This is a genomic window from Flavobacterium sp. (genome assembly GCF_031411595.1).
In the GTDB taxonomy this organism is placed as follows: domain Bacteria; phylum Bacteroidota; class Bacteroidia; order Flavobacteriales; family Flavobacteriaceae; genus Flavobacterium.
On record NZ_JANOBI010000042.1, the window covers coordinates 1 to 20,686 of the forward strand.

Annotated in this window: 16 protein-coding genes and 1 tRNA gene; 12 read left to right on the forward strand and 5 right to left on the reverse strand. The window is 39.7% G+C overall.

Annotated features, from left to right (window positions below; all coding sequences use genetic code 11):
- The 12 genes from mraY to RMO03_RS09875 all read left to right on the forward strand — a co-directional run.
- Nucleotides 1–761: phospho-N-acetylmuramoyl-pentapeptide-transferase (gene mraY, locus RMO03_RS09820; RefSeq protein WP_309641928.1), on the forward strand; the 761-nt coding region annotated here is incomplete at its 5' end.
- A gap of 43 nt (nucleotides 762–804) precedes the next feature.
- Complete coding sequence (murD, locus tag RMO03_RS09825; RefSeq protein WP_309641929.1) at nucleotides 805–2,139, forward strand: UDP-N-acetylmuramoyl-L-alanine--D-glutamate ligase; 1,335 nt, start codon at nucleotides 805–807, stop codon at nucleotides 2,137–2,139.
- A gap of 147 nt (nucleotides 2,140–2,286) precedes the next feature.
- The gene (locus RMO03_RS09830) at nucleotides 2,287–3,612 is read left to right on the forward strand and encodes an FtsW/RodA/SpoVE family cell cycle protein (protein WP_309641930.1); all 1,326 of its coding nucleotides are present in this window, start codon (nucleotides 2,287–2,289) and stop codon (nucleotides 3,610–3,612) included.
- A gap of 45 nt (nucleotides 3,613–3,657) precedes the next feature.
- Entirely contained in the window at nucleotides 3,658–4,752 is a 1,095-nt protein-coding gene (gene murG, locus RMO03_RS09835; protein ID WP_309641931.1) for an undecaprenyldiphospho-muramoylpentapeptide beta-N-acetylglucosaminyltransferase, read from the forward strand.
- Between the two features lie 48 nt (nucleotides 4,753–4,800).
- Nucleotides 4,801–6,141, forward strand: a complete 1,341-nt coding sequence (murC, locus tag RMO03_RS09840) for a UDP-N-acetylmuramate--L-alanine ligase (protein WP_309641932.1) — start codon at nucleotides 4,801–4,803, stop codon at nucleotides 6,139–6,141.
- Entirely contained in the window at nucleotides 6,138–6,860 is a 723-nt protein-coding gene (locus RMO03_RS09845; protein ID WP_309641933.1) for a cell division protein FtsQ, read from the forward strand. Before murC ends, RMO03_RS09845 begins: the two co-directional genes overlap by 4 nt.
- A 6-nt stretch (nucleotides 6,861–6,866) precedes the next feature.
- The gene (ftsA, locus tag RMO03_RS09850) at nucleotides 6,867–8,285 is read left to right on the forward strand and encodes a cell division protein FtsA (protein WP_309641934.1); all 1,419 of its coding nucleotides are present in this window, start codon (nucleotides 6,867–6,869) and stop codon (nucleotides 8,283–8,285) included.
- 53 nt (nucleotides 8,286–8,338) lie between these two features.
- A complete protein-coding gene (gene ftsZ / locus RMO03_RS09855) occupies nucleotides 8,339–10,324 on the forward strand; it encodes a cell division protein FtsZ (protein ID WP_309641935.1) in 1,986 nt (661 codons plus the stop codon).
- 122 nt (nucleotides 10,325–10,446) lie between these two features.
- Nucleotides 10,447–11,526, forward strand: a complete 1,080-nt coding sequence (locus RMO03_RS09860) for a hypothetical protein (protein ID WP_309641936.1) — start codon at nucleotides 10,447–10,449, stop codon at nucleotides 11,524–11,526.
- A 225-nt stretch (nucleotides 11,527–11,751) separates the two neighbouring features.
- A complete protein-coding gene (locus RMO03_RS09865; protein WP_309641937.1) occupies nucleotides 11,752–12,201 on the forward strand; it encodes a GatB/YqeY domain-containing protein in 450 nt (149 codons plus the stop codon).
- 81 nt (nucleotides 12,202–12,282) lie between these two features.
- A tRNA-Arg gene (locus RMO03_RS09870) sits at nucleotides 12,283–12,356 on the forward strand.
- A 104-nt stretch (nucleotides 12,357–12,460) separates the two neighbouring features.
- Complete coding sequence (locus RMO03_RS09875) at nucleotides 12,461–14,944, forward strand: T9SS type A sorting domain-containing protein (protein ID WP_309641938.1); 2,484 nt, start codon at nucleotides 12,461–12,463, stop codon at nucleotides 14,942–14,944.
- A gap of 2 nt (nucleotides 14,945–14,946) precedes the next feature.
- Here the strand turns inward: RMO03_RS09875 and rpe are convergent, their stop codons facing one another.
- The 5 genes from rpe to rpsO form a co-directional block, all read right to left on the reverse strand.
- Nucleotides 14,947–15,609, reverse strand: coding sequence for a ribulose-phosphate 3-epimerase (rpe, locus tag RMO03_RS09880; RefSeq protein WP_309641939.1), 663 nt, complete (start codon nucleotides 15,607–15,609; stop codon nucleotides 14,947–14,949).
- 318 nt (nucleotides 15,610–15,927) lie between these two features.
- Complete coding sequence (locus tag RMO03_RS09885) at nucleotides 15,928–16,791, reverse strand: RNA polymerase sigma factor RpoD/SigA (RefSeq protein ID WP_007137700.1); 864 nt, start codon at nucleotides 16,789–16,791, stop codon at nucleotides 15,928–15,930.
- Nucleotides 16,792–17,047: 256 nt separating this feature from the next.
- Nucleotides 17,048–17,770, reverse strand: coding sequence for a hypothetical protein (locus RMO03_RS09890; RefSeq protein WP_309641940.1), 723 nt, complete (start codon nucleotides 17,768–17,770; stop codon nucleotides 17,048–17,050).
- A gap of 153 nt (nucleotides 17,771–17,923) precedes the next feature.
- Nucleotides 17,924–20,122: a polyribonucleotide nucleotidyltransferase gene (locus RMO03_RS09895; RefSeq protein ID WP_309641941.1), complete on the reverse strand. Its 2,199-nt coding sequence runs from the start codon at nucleotides 20,120–20,122 to the stop codon at nucleotides 17,924–17,926.
- Nucleotides 20,123–20,275: 153 nt separating this feature from the next.
- Nucleotides 20,276–20,545 (reverse strand): 30S ribosomal protein S15, encoded by a 270-nt coding sequence (gene rpsO / locus RMO03_RS09900; RefSeq protein WP_309641942.1) that lies wholly within the window; start codon nucleotides 20,543–20,545, stop codon nucleotides 20,276–20,278.
- Between the last annotated feature and the right edge of the window lie 141 nt (nucleotides 20,546–20,686).

Sequence of the window (20,686 nt, forward strand, 5' to 3'; positions counted from 1 at the left end):
TAACGGTTAGAGAAAGATCTAACACACCCATTACATTCAACCAAACACAAAGCGTTATCAGCGAAATGCCAGTAGAGGGGAAATCGACTGTGACTACCATTCCGTTTACCAAAAACAATGAATTAGATTATGCCAAAATCATCGAATGGACCGGCGACGGCTATGAAAACTGGGCTTGGTTGGTTTTTATTCCAATTGTAATTTTCATCATCACTGCCGTTTCCAATGGCGCCAATCTTACCGATGGCATCGATGGACTCGCAGCAGGAACCTCCGCAATATCTGTACTCGCACTCGGGATTTTCACCTTTGTTTCGGGTAACATTATTTTCTCGAGTTACCTCAATATCATGTACATCCCGAATTCAGGAGAAATGACCGTGTTTATTGCAGCTTTCGTTGGATCTCTCATCGGTTTTCTGTGGTATAATTCGTATCCCGCATCAGTATTTATGGGCGATACGGGAAGTTTAACGATTGGAGGTGTCATCGCAGTATTGGCGATTTCAGTTAGAAAAGAATTGCTGATTCCATTATTGTGTGGGATTTTCTTAGTCGAAAATTTCTCTGTTGTATTGCAAGTGAGTTATTTCAAATACACCAAAAAACGCTTCGGCGAAGGAAGACGAATTTTCCTGATGTCGCCGCTACACCACCACTATCAAAAGAAAGGATACCACGAAAGTAAAATCGTAACGCGCTTTTGGATTGTTGGAATTTTACTAGCCATTCTGTCGATAGTGACATTAAAATTAAGATAGAAAATAATTACGAATTACGAATTAAAAATTACGAATTAAAGTAATGAAAAGACTGGTCATACTTGGAGGTGGAGAAAGCGGAGTCGGCACAGCGATTCTCGGAAAGCACAAAGGCTATGACGTTTTTGTGTCCGATTTCGGCAAGATTAAAGACCATTACAAAGAAGTTCTTACAATTAACGGCATCAAATGGGAAGAGGAAACCCACACAGAAAAAAAAGTCCTCAATGCTGACATTGTTATGAAAAGCCCCGGCATACCGGACAAATCTAGCATCGTCAAAATGCTCAAAGAAAAGAACATTCCGGTCATTTCCGAAATCGAATTTGCAGCACCATTCACCAAAGCAAAAATTATCGGAATCACAGGAAGCAATGGCAAGACAACAACAACAATGCTAACATATCATCTGCTAAAATCAGCAGGTTTAAACGTCGGACTCGGAGGTAACATCGGTAAGAGCTTCGCTTGGCAAGTCGCAGAAAACAAATACGATTATTATGTATTGGAGTTAAGCAGTTTCCAACTCGATGGCATCATCGATTTCAAACCGCATATCGCCATACTCACCAACATCAGCCCCGATCATTTAGACCGATACGATTATAAGTATGACAATTACATCGCTTCAAAATTCAGAATCACGATGAATCAGACCAAAAAGGACTTTTTCATTTACGATGCCGACGATGAAGCCATAGAAAACTGGTTAAAACAAAACAAAACTAATGCTCAATTAATTCCTTTTTCATTGACGAAAACATTCGAAAAAGGAGCCTACCTAAACAACAATAAAATGGAAGTAAACATCAACGAAGAAGAATTCATCATGGAGACCGAATATATTGCGCTCGAAGGCAAGCACAATATGAAAAACGCCATGGCAGCCGCGTCAGTAGCCAAACTGATGCAGATCCGAAAGGAAACGATTCGCGAGAGTTTATCCAATTTTCAAGGCGTCGAGCACCGTTTGGAGAAAGTCCTCAAAATCCAAAACGTGCAGTACATCAACGACTCCAAAGCGACCAATGTCAACGCAACTTTTTTTGCTTTGGATAGCATGAACGCGCCAACAGTATGGATCGTCGGTGGTGTCGACAAAGGAAACGATTACGCAGACCTGATGTCGCTAGTGCACGAAAAAGTCAAGGCGATCATCTGTCTGGGTGTCGACAACAAAAAAATCATCGATGCTTTCGGAAACGTAGTCGATGTCATGATCGAAGTCGATACAATGGCCGATGCCGTGAAAATGTCACAACGTATTGCCGAAAAAGGCGACAATGTATTGCTTTCCCCTGCCTGCGCAAGTTTCGATTTGTTCGAAAATTACGAAGACCGAGGCAAGCAATTCAAAAACGCAGTGCAGAATCTATAGGAGCCGGGAACCTGCTATACGCTAAATTTTTCACGCCGAACGCCGGCGCAAAAAGATACCGCTGCTATCAGGGCTAGGCCTCACAATCAACATAACGTTCAAATCGTACAGTCTAAAAATCCAATAATCTAACAATCTAACAATCCAATGTTGCAGCTCATCAAAAACCTAAAAGGAGACAAAGTAATCTGGACATTCGTGGCCTTACTAGCTTTATTTTCGTTTATGCCGGTTTTTAGTGCCAGTAGCAATCTCGCGTATATGGGTCACGGAACCGGAAACACGTTGGGTTATTTGGTCAAGCATTTCGCGCACATCTGCATCGGTTTCATGATTATCTATTGGGTGCATAAAGTGCCATATCATTATTTCCGAGCGATATCAAAAGTAGCATTGCCCATTGTTTGGGTTTTGTTGGGCTACACTTTAGTCAAAGGAACCGTCATCGCCGGAGCCAATGCCAGCCGCTGGATTCAAGTGCCATTCATCGGAATCACCTTCCAAACTTCCACGTTAGCATTGATTGTATTGATGATATTCGTCGCACGTTATTTATCCAAAAAAAGAGAAACACCGGTTACATTCAAAAACTCGTTATGGGAATTGTGGCTGCCGGTTTTCACCACTTTAGGATTCATTCTGCCTGCGAACTTTTCCACAGCAGCCTTAATGTTTTCTATGGTATTGATGCTCGTGTTCATTGGGAAATATCCATTAAAATATATCGGACTAATCATCGCCGCCGGAGTCATGGCTTTAGTGCTTTTCGTATTAATCAGTAAAGCTTTTCCTGACGCGAAATTCTTTAGTCGTGTTAAAACTTGGGAAAGTCGCCTCGAAAGTTTCACCACCGACAAGCCCGACGAAGACGATTACCAAATCGAAAAAGCCAAAATCGCCATCGCTTCGGGCGGAATTCAAGGATTAGGCCCTGGAAAAAGTGTGCAAAAAAACTTCTTACCACAATCTTCTTCCGATTTCATCTACGCCATTATTGTAGAAGAGTATGGCCTCATAGGTGGACTAACCATTTTGGGATTGTACATGCTTTTGTTTTTTCGATTCATCGTCGCTGCACACAAAGCCAATTCATTGTTCGGAAAACTTGTCGTCGTCGGTTTAGGATTTCCAATAGTTTTTCAGGCTTTAATCAATATGGCAGTAGCCGTCGAATTGCTGCCAGTAACGGGACAAACCTTACCGCTAATCAGTAGCGGAGGAAGCTCCATCTGGATGACTTGTATCGCATTAGGAATCATCATCGGTGTCACCAAAAAAGAAGAAGAAATTGCAGCTGAAGTCACTGAAAAAGAACAACGCGAAGAAACCCTAAAACGCATGATCGATGCCCAAATCGAACGCGAAGAAAAAGCCGAAAAAGAATTACAAGAAATTGAAGCAACAGCCAAAACACAAGGTTACTCAATTGAAGATACAACCAATCCGATGAACGCTGTTCTCGGAAAAAAATAGCCTTAGAACCTTAGCAACTCAGAACCTTAGAACCTAAAATAGAAAATGACCAAACCAAAATTCATACTAAGCGGCGGCGGCACCGGTGGACATATCTACCCGGCCATTGCTATTGCGAATGAATTAAAGTCTCGTTTTCCCGATGCAGAATTTCTTTTTGTAGGTGCCAAAGACAAAATGGAAATGCAAAAAGTACCACAAGCCGGTTATCAAATAGTAGGTTTATGGATTGCGGGTTTACAACGTCGACTCACCGTAGACAACACCATGTTTCCTGTAAAACTTTTAAGCAGTTTATTAAAATCAAGAAGAATCATCCGCGATTTCAAACCCAACGTGGTTATCGGAACCGGAGGATTTGCAAGCGGACCATTATTGCAAATGGCGAACCGTGCCGGAATTCCAACCGTAATACAAGAACAAAATTCGTATCCGGGAATCACGAATAAATTATTGAGTAAAAAAGCCAGCGCTATTTGTGTCGCTTATGAAAATCTAGAACGCTTTTTTCCAAAAAGTAAAACAAAACTCACAGGCAATCCGGTACGTCAGGATTTGATTGCGATTGATGATAAAAGAATTGACGGCATCGCATATTTCAAATTAAATCCATCAAAGAAAACTTTGCTCGTATTGGGTGGAAGTTTAGGTTCCAGACGAATCAACCAACTCATCGCCAAAGAACTCAATTTTTTAGCATCGAAAGACGTTCAGGTAATTTGGCAATGCGGGAAATTTTATATCGAAGAATACCAACATTTCAATCAAAAAGAAAATGTCCAAGTACTAGCATTCATAGACAAAATGGATTTTGTTTACGCCGCAGCCGACATTGTAATATCGCGCGCCGGAGCATCATCTGTATCGGAATTATGCATAGTGGGAAAACCTGTGATTTTCATTCCATCGCCAAACGTTGCCGAAGATCATCAAACCAAAAATGCGAAAGCCATCGTTGATAAAAATGGCGCATTGCTTTTAAAAGAAACCGAACTAGACGAAAAATTCGAATCCGTTTTCAGCCATCTTTTAGAAAATGAGACGGAACAAATAACGTTATCAAAAAACATCAAAGCCTTAGCAAAACCCAACGCCACAAAAGACATTGTCAAAGAAATAATAAAATTAATCAAAACATAAAACGAGCAAACTCAGTATCTCAGCTACTCAGTCGCTCAGCAACTCAAAATGAACCTAAACCAAATCCATAACGTCTATTTCATCGGCATCGGAGGCATCGGAATGAGTGCACTAGCGCGGTATTTCAAAACCATCGGCAAAAATGTTTTAGGTTACGACAAAACCGAAACCGAACTCACGAAGGAATTGCAGGAAAGCGGTATCGACATTCATTTTGAAGACAGCATCCAATTAGTTCCAAACGATTATTATATTGAAAACACGTTGGTAATTATTACACCAGCGGTTCCAATCACACATTCGGAATGGAATTATTTCATCGAAAGAAATTTCCAAATCAAAAAAAGAGCGGAAGTGCTAGGTATCATTACTAAAGATACGTTCTGTTTTGCGGTGGCTGGAACGCACGGGAAAACCACGACATCAAGCATTCTTGGGCATATATTGTTTCAAAGTGGCGTTGATGTAACTGCTTTCGTTGGCGGTATTGTTGAGAATTACGATTCGAATTTAATCGGAAATGGTAAAACCGTAACTGTCGTAGAGGCGGATGAATTCGATCGTTCTTTCCTGCATTTGCATCCCGATATTGCGTGTGTGACTTCGACTGATGCGGATCATCTAGATATTTATGGAGACAAAGCCTCGATTGAAGCTTCGTTCCTAGAATTTGCTGACAAAGTTGAAGACAAAAGTAAATTGTTTATTGCCAAAGGATTGAACTTAAAAGGCATTTCAATTGCGGTGAATGAAGATGCTAAATTCAAAGCATTCAACGTTCGAATAGAAAACAGTCAATACATTTTTGATGTACAAACGCCAACAGAAACGCTAACTGACATTCGATTCAGTCTTCCAGGAACGCACAATTTGATGAATGCGCTCATGGCTTTGGCAATGGCAAAAACTTACGGAGTAGCCACTGATGATATTCGAAAAGCATTAGCATCGTTTAAAGGAATTCGCAGGCGATTTTCATTTCAAATTAAAACCGATGATTTGGTTTTTATTGATGATTATGCACACCATCCTACCGAAATTAACGCCGTGCATCAAGCGGTTCGGGAATTGTATCCGAATCAGAAAGTGCTTGCGATTTTTCAACCGCATTTGTTCAGTAGAACCAAAGATTTTGTCGATGGATTTGCGGAAAGTTTGTCCAATTTTGATGAAGTGATTTTACTCGACATTTATCCCGCAAGAGAATTGCCGATGGAAGGCATTACCTCACAATGGCTCATGGAAAAAATGACGAATCCGAATGTAAAATTAGTTTCAAAAACCGATTTGATTTCTAGTATTTTAAAAAGCGACGCCAAAGTAATTGTGACGATTGGCGCGGGCGATATTGGCGAATTGGTAAAACCGATTAAAGAAGCATTATTATGAAATTATTCCAATGGACTAACATACGATTGATACTAATGTTCGCATTGGTAGCGTTCTTATATTCGTTTACTTCGATGCGAAATGAATACCGAAAGTTGGCCAAATCGATGGTTGTTTTTACCGATGATTCGAACCCATTTATCAAGCAAGAAACGGTTAATAAATTGTTAATAGAAAATAAAACAGATGCTTCAGCCATCCAAAAAGTTGATTTAGATTTGAACAGATTGGAAAAGTCCATCAATGCAAACCCGATGATAGAAAAATCTGAGGTTTTTGTGAGTATTGATGGGGTACTAAAAGCCGTGGTAAAACAAAAAACGCCCATTGCTAGACTGTTCAACGACGAAGGATCATTTTATATTGACTATCAAGGAAGTACAATGCCATTGTCGGCCGAATTTACAGCAAGAGTTCCAATCGTTTCGGGGGAAATTAACAAAGTAAATCAGGACGAATTCAACAAATTATTGCGATTTGTTTACGATGATGACTTTTTGAAAAAAAACATCATCGGAATACAAATTACGCCGTCAGGTAGCTTAAAAATGTTGAACAGAAATTTCGATTATGAGATTGAATTCGGTCAAACGGTCAATATCGAAACGAAATTTAAAAACTATAAAGCTTTTTATCAAAAAGCAGTTGTGGACAGTTCGTTATACAAATACAAAAAAATCAATCTGACGTTTACGCAGCAGGTCGTGTGCACTAAATAATAGATTATGGAAAAAGAAAACATTGCAGTAGGTCTTGACATTGGAACCACCAAAATCGTAGCCATGATTGGCAAGAAAAACGAGTATGGAAAACTCGAAATTTTAGGCGTTGGTAAATCCAAAAGTCTTGGTGTGGCTCGTGGTGTTGTGAATAATATCACACAAACCATTCATTCTATTCAACAAGCGATTTTAGAAGCAGAAAACAATTCGGGCTATAAAATTAAAGATGTTGTCGTTGGAATTGCCGGACAACATATTCGCAGTATCCAACACAGCGATTATATCAGCCGCAGCAATGCCGAAGAAGTAATCGGAGGAAAAGACATCGATTTGCTCATCAATCAAGTGCACAAATTGGCGATGCTTCCGGGTGAAGAAATTATCCACGTATTGCCGCAAGAATTTAAAATCGACGGACAATCGGATATCAAAGAACCAATTGGAATGTATGGCGGACGTTTGGAAAGCAGTTTCCACGTGGTTGTCGGACAAGCTTCATCAATCAGAAATGTTGGAAGATGTATTCAAAGTTCAGGCATTGAATTATCAGGATTAACCTTAGAGCCGTTAGCTTCAGCCGACGCAGTTTTGAGTCAAGAAGAAAAAGAAGCCGGTGTTGCATTGATTGATATCGGTGGTGGGACAACAGATTTAGCGATTTTCAAAGATGGCATCATTCGCCACACAGCGGTGATTCCTTTCGGTGGAAACGTGATTACAGATGACATCAAAGAAGGTTGCTCGATTATTGAAAAGCAGGCGGAATTATTGAAAATAAAATTCGGCTCAGCTTGGCCAGGAGAAAATAAAGACAACGAAATCGTTTCGATTCCGGGATTGCGCGGCAGAGAACCCAAAGAGATTTCATTGAAAAACCTTTCGAAAATCATTCACGCTCGCGTGGTTGAAATCGTTGAACAAGTGTTTGCTGAAATCAAAGCTTACGGTCATGAAGATCCACGCAAGAAATTAATCGCAGGAATTGTTTTAACCGGTGGCGGTGCGAATTTGAAACACATCAAACAACTCGTAGAATACATCACAGGAATGGATACGAGAATTGGTTACCCGAACGAGCATTTGGCTGGTAATTCAGATGAAGAAATCTCAAGCCCGTTATACGCAACTGCGGTTGGATTGGTGATGAACAGCATCGAAAACAAAACGCAAAGTGCCGTTAGAAAAGAAACGACGGTGGTTCCGGAAAAAGTAACTTTCAAACAGGAAAGAACTTTCGAACCATTCGATATACCGAAACCCGAAGCTGAAATTACTTTCGATAAGATTGAAGAAAAAGAAGAAATAAAGATTGAAGTTGAAGAAACGGTCAATAAAATCGATTCGACAGAAGCCAAAATAAGACGGTCATTTTTCGATAAATACGTCGATAAGATTAAAGAGTTTTTAGACAACGCAGAGTAGGTTTCGACCGAACAAAATAGAATATAGAATAAGAATATCAAAAACCAAAAATTATGACAAGCAACTCAGATTTTGGAAACATTTCGTTTGATTTACCTAAAAATCAATCCAATGTGATTAAAGTAATTGGAGTAGGTGGCGGCGGAAGTAATGCCATCAATCACATGTTTAAGCAAGGCATCAAAGGAGTAGACTTCATCGTTTGCAACACCGATTCACAAGCTTTACAAAACAGTTCTGTACCGAACAAAATTCAATTGGGTGTTCATCTTACCGAAGGACTTGGCGCTGGTGCCAATCCTGAAGTGGGACAACAATCTGCTATCGAAAGCATAGCTGATATCGAAAAGATGCTCGATAGCAATACCAAAATGGTGTTCATCACTGCCGGTATGGGTGGCGGAACAGGAACAGGAGCCGCTCCGGTGATTGCACAATTGGCGAAAGAAAGAGATATTCTTACGGTTGGCATTGTGACGATTCCGTTTCAATTTGAAGGGAAAGTGCGTCAAGATCAAGCGTTGTTGGGTGTTGAAAAACTGCGCAAGCAAGTCGATTCTTTGATTGTCATCAACAACAATAAACTAAGAGAAGTTTACGGTAATTTAGGTTTTAAAGCCGGTTTCTCTAAAGCTGATGAAGTATTGGCTACCGCATCTCGTGGTATTGCTGAAGTTATCACGCACCATTACACACAAAACATCGATTTAAAAGATGCGAAAACGGTATTGTCAAACAGCGGAACTGCCATTATGGGTTCAGCTACTGCGATTGGTGACAACCGTGCTAAAGAAGCGATTATTGCTGCTTTGGATTCGCCACTTTTGAATGACAATAAAATCTCAGGAGCTAAAAACGTATTGTTGCTTATCGTTTCTGGTTCTAATGAAATTACGATTGATGAAATCGGAGAAATCAATGACCACATCCAAACCGAAGCGGGCTTCAATGCCAATATCATTATGGGTGTTGGTGAAGATGAAACACTTGGAGATTCGATTGCCGTTACGATTATTGCGACAGGATTTAATGTAGAGCAACAAAACGACATCGTCAATACAGAGCCTAAAAAAATCATCCATTCTTTGGATGGGGAACATAAATTAGAGCGCGATTTGACCAATAGAGCCATTCCGTCTTTTCAAATTGATACTGAAATAGAAACGCCGAAAGCCATCAATGAAGAAGAAAAAATCATTTTCGAATTGATTGAAGACGAAGCATTGGAAATTCAGGAAGTACAGGCCGTTGTAGCAGTTGATGAGATTCAAGAAATCGAAGAGCCGGTAATGCTTGATAGCAATGAATTGATCGCAATGACCGAATTCATTAAGAACCTTGATGTGACTTTTGAAATTGTTTCACCTGAGAAACCATTCGATTTTGAAATTTCAAAACCGGTTGTGGCTGATGTGAAGGAAATCAAAGTAATTGATCACACAGAAATAAAAGAAGAACAAGCCACATTCACCTTCGATTTGCCCATCGCAAAAACGGAAGAAATTGTTGACGAAAATAAAATCCTTTTCGAACTCACGAACGAAACCAAAGAAATCATTGTAAACCAAGCAGTCCAAGTGGTTCCGATGACAGAATTGAATGAGAACGGCATCATCAAATATTCGCTTGAAGAATATATGGAACTTGAAAACGAATTGCTCAATTCAAAACCGGTTGAAAACATTGCAGCCGAACCCATTGCTGAAGAACTCAACATCACGATGAAGAAAGTCGAAGAAGTTTCGAATTTCTCCTCCGCTTTTGAAGATGTTTCTCCAATGGAAATGTCAATCGAAGATTCGTTGAAATTCAGAGCTGACGAAAGAAGAAGAAAATTAAAGGAGTTCAATTACAAGTTCCACAACAATCCATCGCGTATGGAAGAGTTTGAAAAAGAACCCGCATACAAAAGATTAGGAATAGACATTTCAACAAACCCAAATGATAACACGACATCGCGTACATCGTTAGGAACCGATAGTAATGACGACATTCAATTGCGTTCTAACAATTCATTCCTGCACGACAACGTCGATTAACTAACCCAAATTAGTTGTGAGTAACCCGAAAATTCCCTCAAGTTTTCGGGTTATTTTTTTTAATATTTTCTTATATTAGCAGCCTTGATTTTTAGAACATTACAAACAAAAAACACGTAACAATGAAAAACATTAACAAAAACTTGATATTGATAGCGGCAGTTGCTATCAGTTCAATATCACATGCCCAACTTGGTGGTATGTTGAAAAAGGCAGCTAAAAATGTAGCAACCGACCAGGTAAATAAAGCGGCTTCAGGTAATTCATCATCATCGTCGTCTTCGTCTTCGAGTGCAGTTGGTGGCGCAAGTTCAGTAACTTTAGACTGGAAACAGTATCCGATGATGCCTGCCATCACGATGAAATCTTTATTAGATGGAACAGAAGTATCGGATAACGGAAACTTAAGAATGAACTTCTACAGAGCGACATTCATCCCCAACAAAAAGTCTTCAGGAGAACCAGTAGACATGATCAGAGACGATAATGTTCTTACTACAAAAGTTTACTTGAACGACCAATTGATAAAATCTCCGACATACAATGATGGTAGCTATTTCAATGACGGAAAACAAAATACGTATCAAGATAACGGGAACCAACAGTCAGACATCATGATGACTCAAGAAGGAAAATACAAAATCGATTTCTTAGCGGGTGGTGTTCAGTTCTATAGTTTCGACTTCGATGTGCACAAAAAAGTAAACACTGATCCTTATGCTACTAGTGCTGCATTATGGTATTCAACAGGACCTTGGGAAAAATGGGCTTACATTACACCTCAAACTTCAGGAAATTTCATTTTAGGATTCTACATGATGCATACCGAATTGAAACCAAATCCTAACGACGCCAGAAAAACATCTAAAAGCGTAAACTGGTATCCTGAATTGCTTCAAAACGGAAAAACGATTTCAGTTCCTAACAAGCAAACAGCTACTGTTCAGCAAGGGGAATGGAAAGATTTTTCTTGTTCAATGAAATTAATCGGTGCTAAAGATTATCTTAAAATTGCTGAATTGAAAGACGGAAGCTACACTTTGAAAATTACTGTAGATGGTGAGCCAGCACCAAGAATGTATGATTTCAAAGCAGCCGGTGGCAACATCGTTCAAAGCGACAAACAAGACAGAGCCAAAAACAAAGATCCAAAATCTTTGGTAGAAGGATGGAACAATTTCTTCTGGTTAGAGCGTAAATAATTCGCAACAATAACTTATCATAACCCGAAAATAGGCAACTGTTTTCGGGTTGTTTTGTTTAAAAAAAGACTCAGACTATCTAACATTTTTTTGTAGTTTTGTCGGGCCTTAATCCGGCTATACGTTGCTATCTTTTGCGCCGAACAACGGCACAAAAGGATATACACTGCTATCCGGGGCAAACACTCGATTTCAAATCAACAAATTACCAAAAACACATCACATATGAGTTTATCCACACAAATCATGGAGCACATCAAAGACGCCATGAGAGCCAAAGATACTGTCGCACTTGAAGCATTGCGATCTATTAAATCAGAATTGCTTTTAGCGCAAACAGCCACGGGTTCAAAAGAAGAAATCACAGAAGAAGACGAAATCAAATTGCTTCAAAGATTGGTAAAAACCCGCAAAGACAGCGCGAAGATATTCACAGAGCAAAACAGAATGGATTTAGCAGAGCCTGAATTGGCTCAAATTGCCGTAATCGAAAAATTCTTGCCAGCCCAATTAAGCGAAGCAGAAGTAGAAGCGGTAGTAGCTAAGATTATCGCAGAAACTGGTGCATCAGGAATCGCGTCTATGGGAAAAGTCATGGGATTGGCTTCGGCACAATTAGGAGGCACAGCGGAAGGGAAAACGATTTCCGCGATTGTTAAGAAATTATTAGTATAAATATAGATTATAAGACTGTAAGATTTTAAGACTCTAAGATGTCTCATAATCTTAAAATCTTGCAGTCTTACAATCCAAAATGGCTGCGTAGTTCAACTGGATAGAATATCAGATTTCGGCTCTGATGGTTGCAGGTTCGAACCCTGCCGCGGTCACATTAAAAAAGCCAGGTGAAATGTCACCTGGCTTTTTTTATTTATTGACAAAGCATTTTGAATTAATTTATTTACATTTGGTAGCGACTAAAAATCAGTTTCTTATGAAAATAAAATTACTTTTCTCGCTGTTGTTGATGAATACTTTTTTTCTAACCACTGCAGCAAACAAATTTCTCAATTTTGATTCACCGCCGAGTGCTACGATTTCTTATAATTCACCCTTTTGTTTTTACTCAACATTAGAATATGTCAACTTGGTAGGAACTACAGGCGGCACATTTTCAGCATCGCCTGCAGGATTGTTTATTGATGCGACATCGGGCGACATTCATCCCAATCAAAGCACACCGGGAACATACTCGGTAACTTACGACATTCCTGCGGGAGTTGATCCCGCATTTTCAACTACGACAACTGTGACCATAAATGCGCTAACCTATGCAGGAGTTGATGGAGGTGTAACGGTTTGCGAGAGTTCAACAACGACCATCAATTTGTTCAGCCTGATTACCGGTGAGCAACCGGGAGGAACCTGGGTTGAGATATCCGGAACAGGAGGAACCTTCAATGCGGCTGCAGGAACCTATCTGCCTTCGTATGGTTCGACACCAAGCGCATTTATGTATACCGTTGCAGGAACGATTCCTTGTGCGAATGACTCTAGTATTGCTAATGTCATTGTAACCCAACAACCTTATGCAGGAACAGATGGGGCAACAACAGTTTGTAATACGAGTACAACTACTATAGATTTATACAGCTTAATTATCGGAGAACAAGCAGGCGGCGTTTGGACAAGAACATCGGGAAGTGGGGGTACTTTTAATGCTGTTGCAGGAACTTACACACCTTCTCCGGACGCAACAACAAGTACATTTACCTATACGATTCCCGCAGTGGCACCTTGTCTTAATGATACGAGTATGGTTACAATAACAATTAATCCTGTAGCGTTGCCTAATTTTGCTCAGATTGCCCCGATTTGTTCTGGTTCTACGCCTCCCATTTTGCCGGCAGTTTCCCCAAATGGAATAGCTGGAACATGGAGCCCATCGGTGATTAGCACTCAGATTGTAGGTACTTATGTCTATGTTTTTACGCCAAATATGCAAGGTTTATGCGCCAATTCACAGAGCCTTACGGTTACAGTTGTGCCGTTGACAGTGCCAACATTTTCATTTCAAGGAGCCTATTGCCAAGGTAGTGTGATTCCGCCACTTCCTACAACTTCTAATAATGGCATTTCCGGAATCTGGACTCCAAGTGTTGTTGATAATCAGATATCTAGTACTTATATGTTCACGCCGAACGCCGGAGAATGTGCAACAACAACATCGTTAACAATTCTCGTAAGTCCGACACCTCAAGCTACGATAATAGGAAATACAACGGTTTGTCAAGGGACCTCGGCTACGATAACTTTTATGGGTACTCCAAATTCGATGGTCAGTTATGGAACTGATGGTCCTATTCAGACTATTGCTTTAAATGCAAGTGGAATGGCAACAATCACCACTCCGATATTGAACGCTACTACTGCAATTTGTTTGGTTAGTGTGACTTCGGGCAACTGTACAGCTCCTTTGTCGGGTTGTGCTATTATTACTGTGGCGCTCAATGTTATTATACCGCCGATGCCAGATGTTACGGTATGCGGACAGTATACTTTACCTACACTTCAGATTGGAGGTTACTATACAGCGCCCAATGGTGGCGGAACGATGCTTCATGCCGGAGATGTTATCACTGCTACACAACTTATTTATGTGTATTTGCCGGGTATGTGTAGCTCCAATGAGGAATCTTTTGTTGTCATTGTTTTTCCTATAGTTAATCCAACGATTTCAACTGTCGACAACATCAATTATATTGTTGTAGAAGACAATCAAATCGTTCAGACATTAGAGCTCAATACCGAAGTTCAAACAGGCAATTATACTTACCAATGGATGGAATCTCAAAATGATATTATTGGCGCTAATGGTTCTTCTTATACAGTCAATAACCTTATTAATGGAGGATTGCATTATTATTCTGTCCGAATTACTAATAATGACACAAACTGTGTTACGGAATCTCCGGTATTTCAAGTGTTTGAAACGCCAGTTCCAGCACCTACAGGCGATGTGAATCAAACATTTACTCTTGGTCAGACTTTGGCGGATGTTGTAGTTTCAGGTCAGAATATTCAATGGTATGATGTGATGAACAGAAATGCCACTTCTAATCCATTGCCGTTAAGCACAGTTTTGGTAGAAGGTGTCACTTATTACGCAACACAAACCATCAATGGGCATGAAAGCGCATCGGCTTTTGAAATTACAATACAATTTTTGGCGAATAACACTTTTGCTTTTAAAGATTTAAAGTTCAGCCCGAATCCTGTCCAAGATATACTGTATATCCAATCAAAAGATTTGATTCAGGATGTTACGCTATACAACATGATGGGGCAAAAAATACTGCAACAAAATTTTGAGAGCCTTGATTTGAGATTGCAACTAAGTCAACTCAAAGCCGGAAACTATTTTATCAAATTAGAATCTGACAATAAATCTCAAGTTATAAAAGTGATTAAGGAATAAAATTAATGGCTCGTTAACCTTTTCAAATCAGCAATGGTTTGAGTAGGGTTTTCCGCTTTAAAGACAAAATTTCCCGCAACCAATACATCAGCGCCGGCAGCCACGAGTTGTGCGGCGTTTTTGTTGGTGACACCGCCATCAATTTCTATAATTGTGGAAGCATTTTTTCGGGTAATTAGATCTTTTAATTTTTCAATCTTTGAGTAAGTGTTTTCAATAAACGATTGTCCACCAAAACCCGGATTGACGCTCATGATGCAAACCAAATCGATGTCGTTGATGGTATCTTCAAGTAAATCGACATTGGTATGTGGATTTAAAACTACACCAGCTTTCATGCCTTCCGCTTTTATCGCTTGCAATGTTCTGTGAAGGTGATTACAAGCTTCATAATGCACGCTGAGTACATTCGCGCCTAAATCAGCAAAAGTCTTGATATAACGATCGGGATCAACAATCATCAAATGCACGTCGATGGTTTTCTTGGCGTGTTTGGTGATGGCCTCTAGCACGGGCATGCCGAATGAAATGTTGGGTACGAAAACACCATCCATAATGTCGATGTGAAACCAGTCGGCTTCGGAATTGTTGATCATTTCGATGTCGCGTTGTAAGTTCGCGAAATCGGCGGCTAGGATGGAAGGGGCGATTATGGTGTTCTTCATTGTAGTGTTGTCGTTTGTGCAAAAATAGTTTTTTTACCGCAAAGTGCGCAAAGTTTTTTCGCAAAGCAACGCAAGGGAAGACAGGATTGCGTGAGGGATTGAAGCAATTGTCTGAGCTCTTTTTTGTTTTTAGAAAAAGCTCTTCGGCTGCGTTTAGGCTAACAAAACAAAAAAAGCGAGTGCGAAAAGCCCGACCCTTGTGGTCACGCCCAAATAAAAAATGGAAACGTATTTAAAAACAAAACTCCGGTAATCAGCCGGAGTTTCAATCATCAATCAAAAAACGAACAGTTAATCAGACTGTTGTTACTTTTATAATTACCCTAAATAGGTTTTTAATATTTTACTTCTCGAAGTGTGTTTCAATCTTCGGATTGCTTTTTCTTTAATCTGACGTACACGCTCACGTGTTAAATCAAATGTTTCGCCAATTTCTTCAAGCGTCATCGGATGTTGGTCGCCCAATCCGAAGTACAAACGTACGACATCGGCTTCTCTTGGCGTTAAAGTTTCTAAAGAACGTTCAATTTCGGTACGCAATGACTCATGAATTAGTTCTCTATCCGGATTCGGTGATTCTCCGGAACGCAATACGTCATAAAGATTCGAATCTTCTCCTTCTACGAGCGGCGCATCCATCGATAGGTGACGGCCGGAGTTTTTCATACTTTCTTTTACATCATTCACGGTCATGTCCAATTCCTTGGCAATTTCCTCCGCAGATGGCGGACGCTCATTAGATTGCTCTAACAAAGCATACATTTTATTGATTTTATTAATCGAACCAATTTTATTCAACGGCAAACGAACGATACGAGATTGTTCTGCCAAAGCTTGCAAAATCGACTGGCGAATCCACCAAACGGCGTAAGAAATGAATTTGAAACCACGTGTTTCATCGAAACGTTGTGCCGCTTTGATCAAACCTAAATTCCCTTCATTAATTAAATCCGGAAGTGTCAACCCTTGATTTTGGTATTGTTTCGCTACAGAAACCACAAAACGAAGATTCGCTTTGGTTAGTTTCTCTAAGGCTTTCTGATCACCGGCTTTGATTTTCTGTGCTAATTCTACTTCTTCGTCAGCGGTAATCAAATCAACTTTTCCAATTTCCTGTAAATACTTGTCTAAAGATGCAGTTTCACGGTTGGTTACCTGCTTGGTGATTTTAAGTTGTCTCATATTTTTGTCTCCTTTTTTTAAAGCGTACAAAGCTTGTACGGCAATAGGTGGAATAAAGTTACAAAAGCGTTGAAATTTTATTTTTTATTTGGGCATTTCCCTACGGGTCGGGCTATCCGCACTCGCTTTTTTGCGCCGAACACCGTCGCCAAAAGAGCTCAAACAATGCTGCTATCCCTAATGCGGGCACTCGGTGTAAATAAAAACCCACTTCAATTTGAGAAATGGGTTTATATAATTTTTAAGCTAAAGATTTTTATAACGTTCTTTGGCATGTCCAGGTTCCTGAGGCAGGATTAGAATCATCATTACTTTGCCATGTTCCGCTAATGGTATTTCCCGAAACGGTTCCTGTAAACGTGCCTCCATCTTGACCTTCGCCAAAAGTTCCCGAAATTGCAGTTCCATTTATAGAACCATTTAGATAAGCAACATCATCGTCATCAGGATTGTCATCCGGAGTATAGCTTAGACCTGAAACATAATCATCATCAATAATAACATTGAGTATGCCGCTTGAAGTGCCACTATGGGTGCCCTCATAACATTTTATTACTTGATACGAATATTCTTTAGTAAGCGTCAAAGCGGCATCGTCATGACCAGGAAAACTTAATGTGGTAACATCGACGTTTCCTCCATTGGCCGAAATATCCAAATCAAACGACATCTCACCGCTTGTAAATGTCAATGCTTCTGTATTTTGTCCTTGTGTTACAGTTTCAGAGGTAGTAAAATTATGGGTTATACCATCCAATTTAAGCGTAGCACTGAGTGAGCCATTGTTCATGACATTTACAGTCATAACGCCCGATGAACCTGTAAAAACGCCTTTATAAATCCCGAAATTACTGTTGTTGTATTCTGCTTTTGCCGAAGAAGTTTCCGGTAATACATTACCACCAGCATCAGAAGAACTGTCACTTGAGCAGCCGATTGTAAAAATGCCAATGAATAGCAAGGTAAATAATTTTTTCATGATTAATTAGGTTAAATTAGTGAGGGGTAAAGATATAAATTAATATTTTTTTTTGTGTTAAACATAGCAATTTTACAACAAAAACTATAATAAGTATAAAAAAAAGCTCCGATTTAAATACATAAATCGGAGCTTTTAAAATTTGAAAAAATATTATTTTCTGTCTTCTCTCGGACCTCGGTCATCTCTTCTTTCAGGACGTGGACCTCTGTCTTCTCTTGGAGCATTTTCATCTCTTGGAGGTCTTGGCATCAAAGCTTTTCTTGACACTTTTTCTTTTCTGGTTTTAGGATCAACTCCTAAGTATTTCACTAGGAATACATCGCCCATATTAACGACATCGGTTACGTTTTCAGTACGTGCCCAATCCAATTCAGAAACGTGAAGCAATACTTCGTTACCCGGAGCATCGATATATTCTACGACTGCACCAAAGTCAAGCAATTTGATTACTTTCACTTCGTATGATTCGCCCATAGTTGGTTTGAAAATGATCGAGTCGATTTTCGCAAGAACCGCTGCGATTCCTGCAGGATCAGTTCCTAAGATTTCAACCACACCTTGTTCGTCAACTTCATTAATAACGATAGTTGTTCCGGTAGCTTTTTGTAATTCTTGAATCACTTTTCCACCAGGTCCAATCAAGGCGCCGATGAAAGCACCAGGAATAGTTCTCATAATAATTTTTGGAGCGTGATCTTTAACATCGGTTCTAGGCGTTGCCAACGTTTCAGTTAGTTTTCCTAAGATATGCAAACGTCCGTCACGAGCTTGAGCCAAAGCTTGCTCCATGATTTCGTATTTCAATCCGTCAATCTTGATGTCCATTTGACAAGCGGTAATACCTTCTGAAGTTCCGGTTACTTTGAAATCCATATCGCCTAAGTGATCTTCGTCACCTAAAATATCAGACAACACTGCGAAACGATCTCCATCAGTAATCAACCCCATAGCAATTCCAGAAACAGGACGAATCATCTGAACTCCAGCATCCATCAAAGCTAATGTTCCAGCACAAACCGTTGCCATAGAAGATGAACCATTTGATTCCAATACTTCAGAAACAACTCTGATCGTGTATGGATTTTCAGCAGGAATCATGTTTTTCAACGCACGTTGCGCCAAGTTTCCATGACCAACTTCTCTTCTTGAAGTTCCTCTTAACGGACGCGCTTCTCCTGTTGAAAATGGTGGGAAATTATAGTGTAAATAGAATTTTTCTTCTCCTTGTTCAGATGGCGAATCAATTTGGTTGGCTTCTCTTGATGTTCCTAGAGTTGCCGTTGCCAAAGCTTGAGTTTCTCCACGGGTAAACAATGCAGAACCGTGAACCGATGGCAAGTAATCTACTTCACACCAGATTGGGCGAATTTCAGTAGTTTTTCTACCGTCTAGACGTGTTCCTAAATCTAAAGTTACGTTACGAACCGCTTCTTTGTTGACGTCCTTAAAATATTTTGAAACCAAATCACCGTTTTCAGCCAATTCTTCTTCTGTAAACAAAGCTTTAACTTCTTCTTTTACAGCATCAAATGCAGCAGAACGTTCTTGTTTAGCCGAACCTTTGCTTGCAATGGCGTAAATTTTATCATAAGCCGCTGCTTTCACTTTAGCGTGAATAGCTTCGTCTGTTCTATCTTGGTCATAAGAACGAACTTCTTTTTTACCAAAAGCAGCTTGCAAACGTTCTTGCGCCGCAATTTGATTTTTGATGTGTTCGTGTGCAAATTTAATGGCTTCTACCATTTCTGCTTCTGAAATTTCTTTCATTTCCCCTTCTACCATGGCGATAGAATCGGTGGATGCACCAATCATCATGTCGATATCAGACAATTCTAATTGTGCACGAGATGGATTGATGATGAATTTTCCATCAATTCTTCCTACTCTGGCTTCAGAAATTAAAGTTTCAAATGGAATGTCAGATAATGCAAGCGCTGCTGAAGCGGCTAATCCTGCTAATGCATCAGGCATCACTTCATCATCATGCGACATCAATTGAATCATTACCTGCACTTCTGCATGGTAATCACTTGGGAAAAGCGGACGCAAAACACGGTCTACCAATCTCATGGTTAATACTTCGTTGTCGCTCGGACGTGCTTCTCTTTTGAAGAAACCTCCAGGGAAACGACCTGCTGCTGCAAATTTTTCACGATAATCTACCGTTAGCGGTAAAAAGTCGATACCTGGACTTGCTTTTCTTGAGGATACTACTGTTCCTAAAATAACAGTTTTTCCAATTCTTACTACTACAGATCCGTCAGCTTGTTTGGCCAAACGCCCTGTCTCGATTGTGATGCTTCTGCCATCACCTAAATCGATTTTTTCTACAAATAATTGTGGAATCATAAATTTTCCTTTTTTAATTTTACATTGGTTCTCTGCCTGTCGACAGAATAGTTGTGTTGTTGTAGTTGTTGTTGTGTACCCAATGAAAAACCAAACTTTTTCTGCAAAATCTGTAAAAAAAAAGAGGCGCGTGAGCACCTCTTTTTGGAAATATTATTTTCTAATATTCAATTCTTTGATAATCTCACGGTATCTGTTGATTTCTGTTTTCTTCAAGTAATCTAACAAAGATCTTCTTTTACCTACCAATTTCACTAGGGAACGCTCTGTATTGTAATCGTGACGATTTTTTTTCAAGTGTTCTGTTAAGTGGTTGATTCTAAATGTGAACAAAGCAATCTGGCTTTCTGATTTTCCAGTGTTTGTTGCGTTTCCTCCGTGCTTAGCGAAGATTTCAGCTTTTACTTCTGATGTTAAGTACATGCTAATATTATTTAAATGATTATTATGTATGAACTGTGTTTCTCACAATTCGTGTGCAAAGGTAGAATTAATTATGAATTATGAATTATGAATTATGAATTATTTCTTGAAATTTTTAGAATAGTCTTCGATTAGAACGAA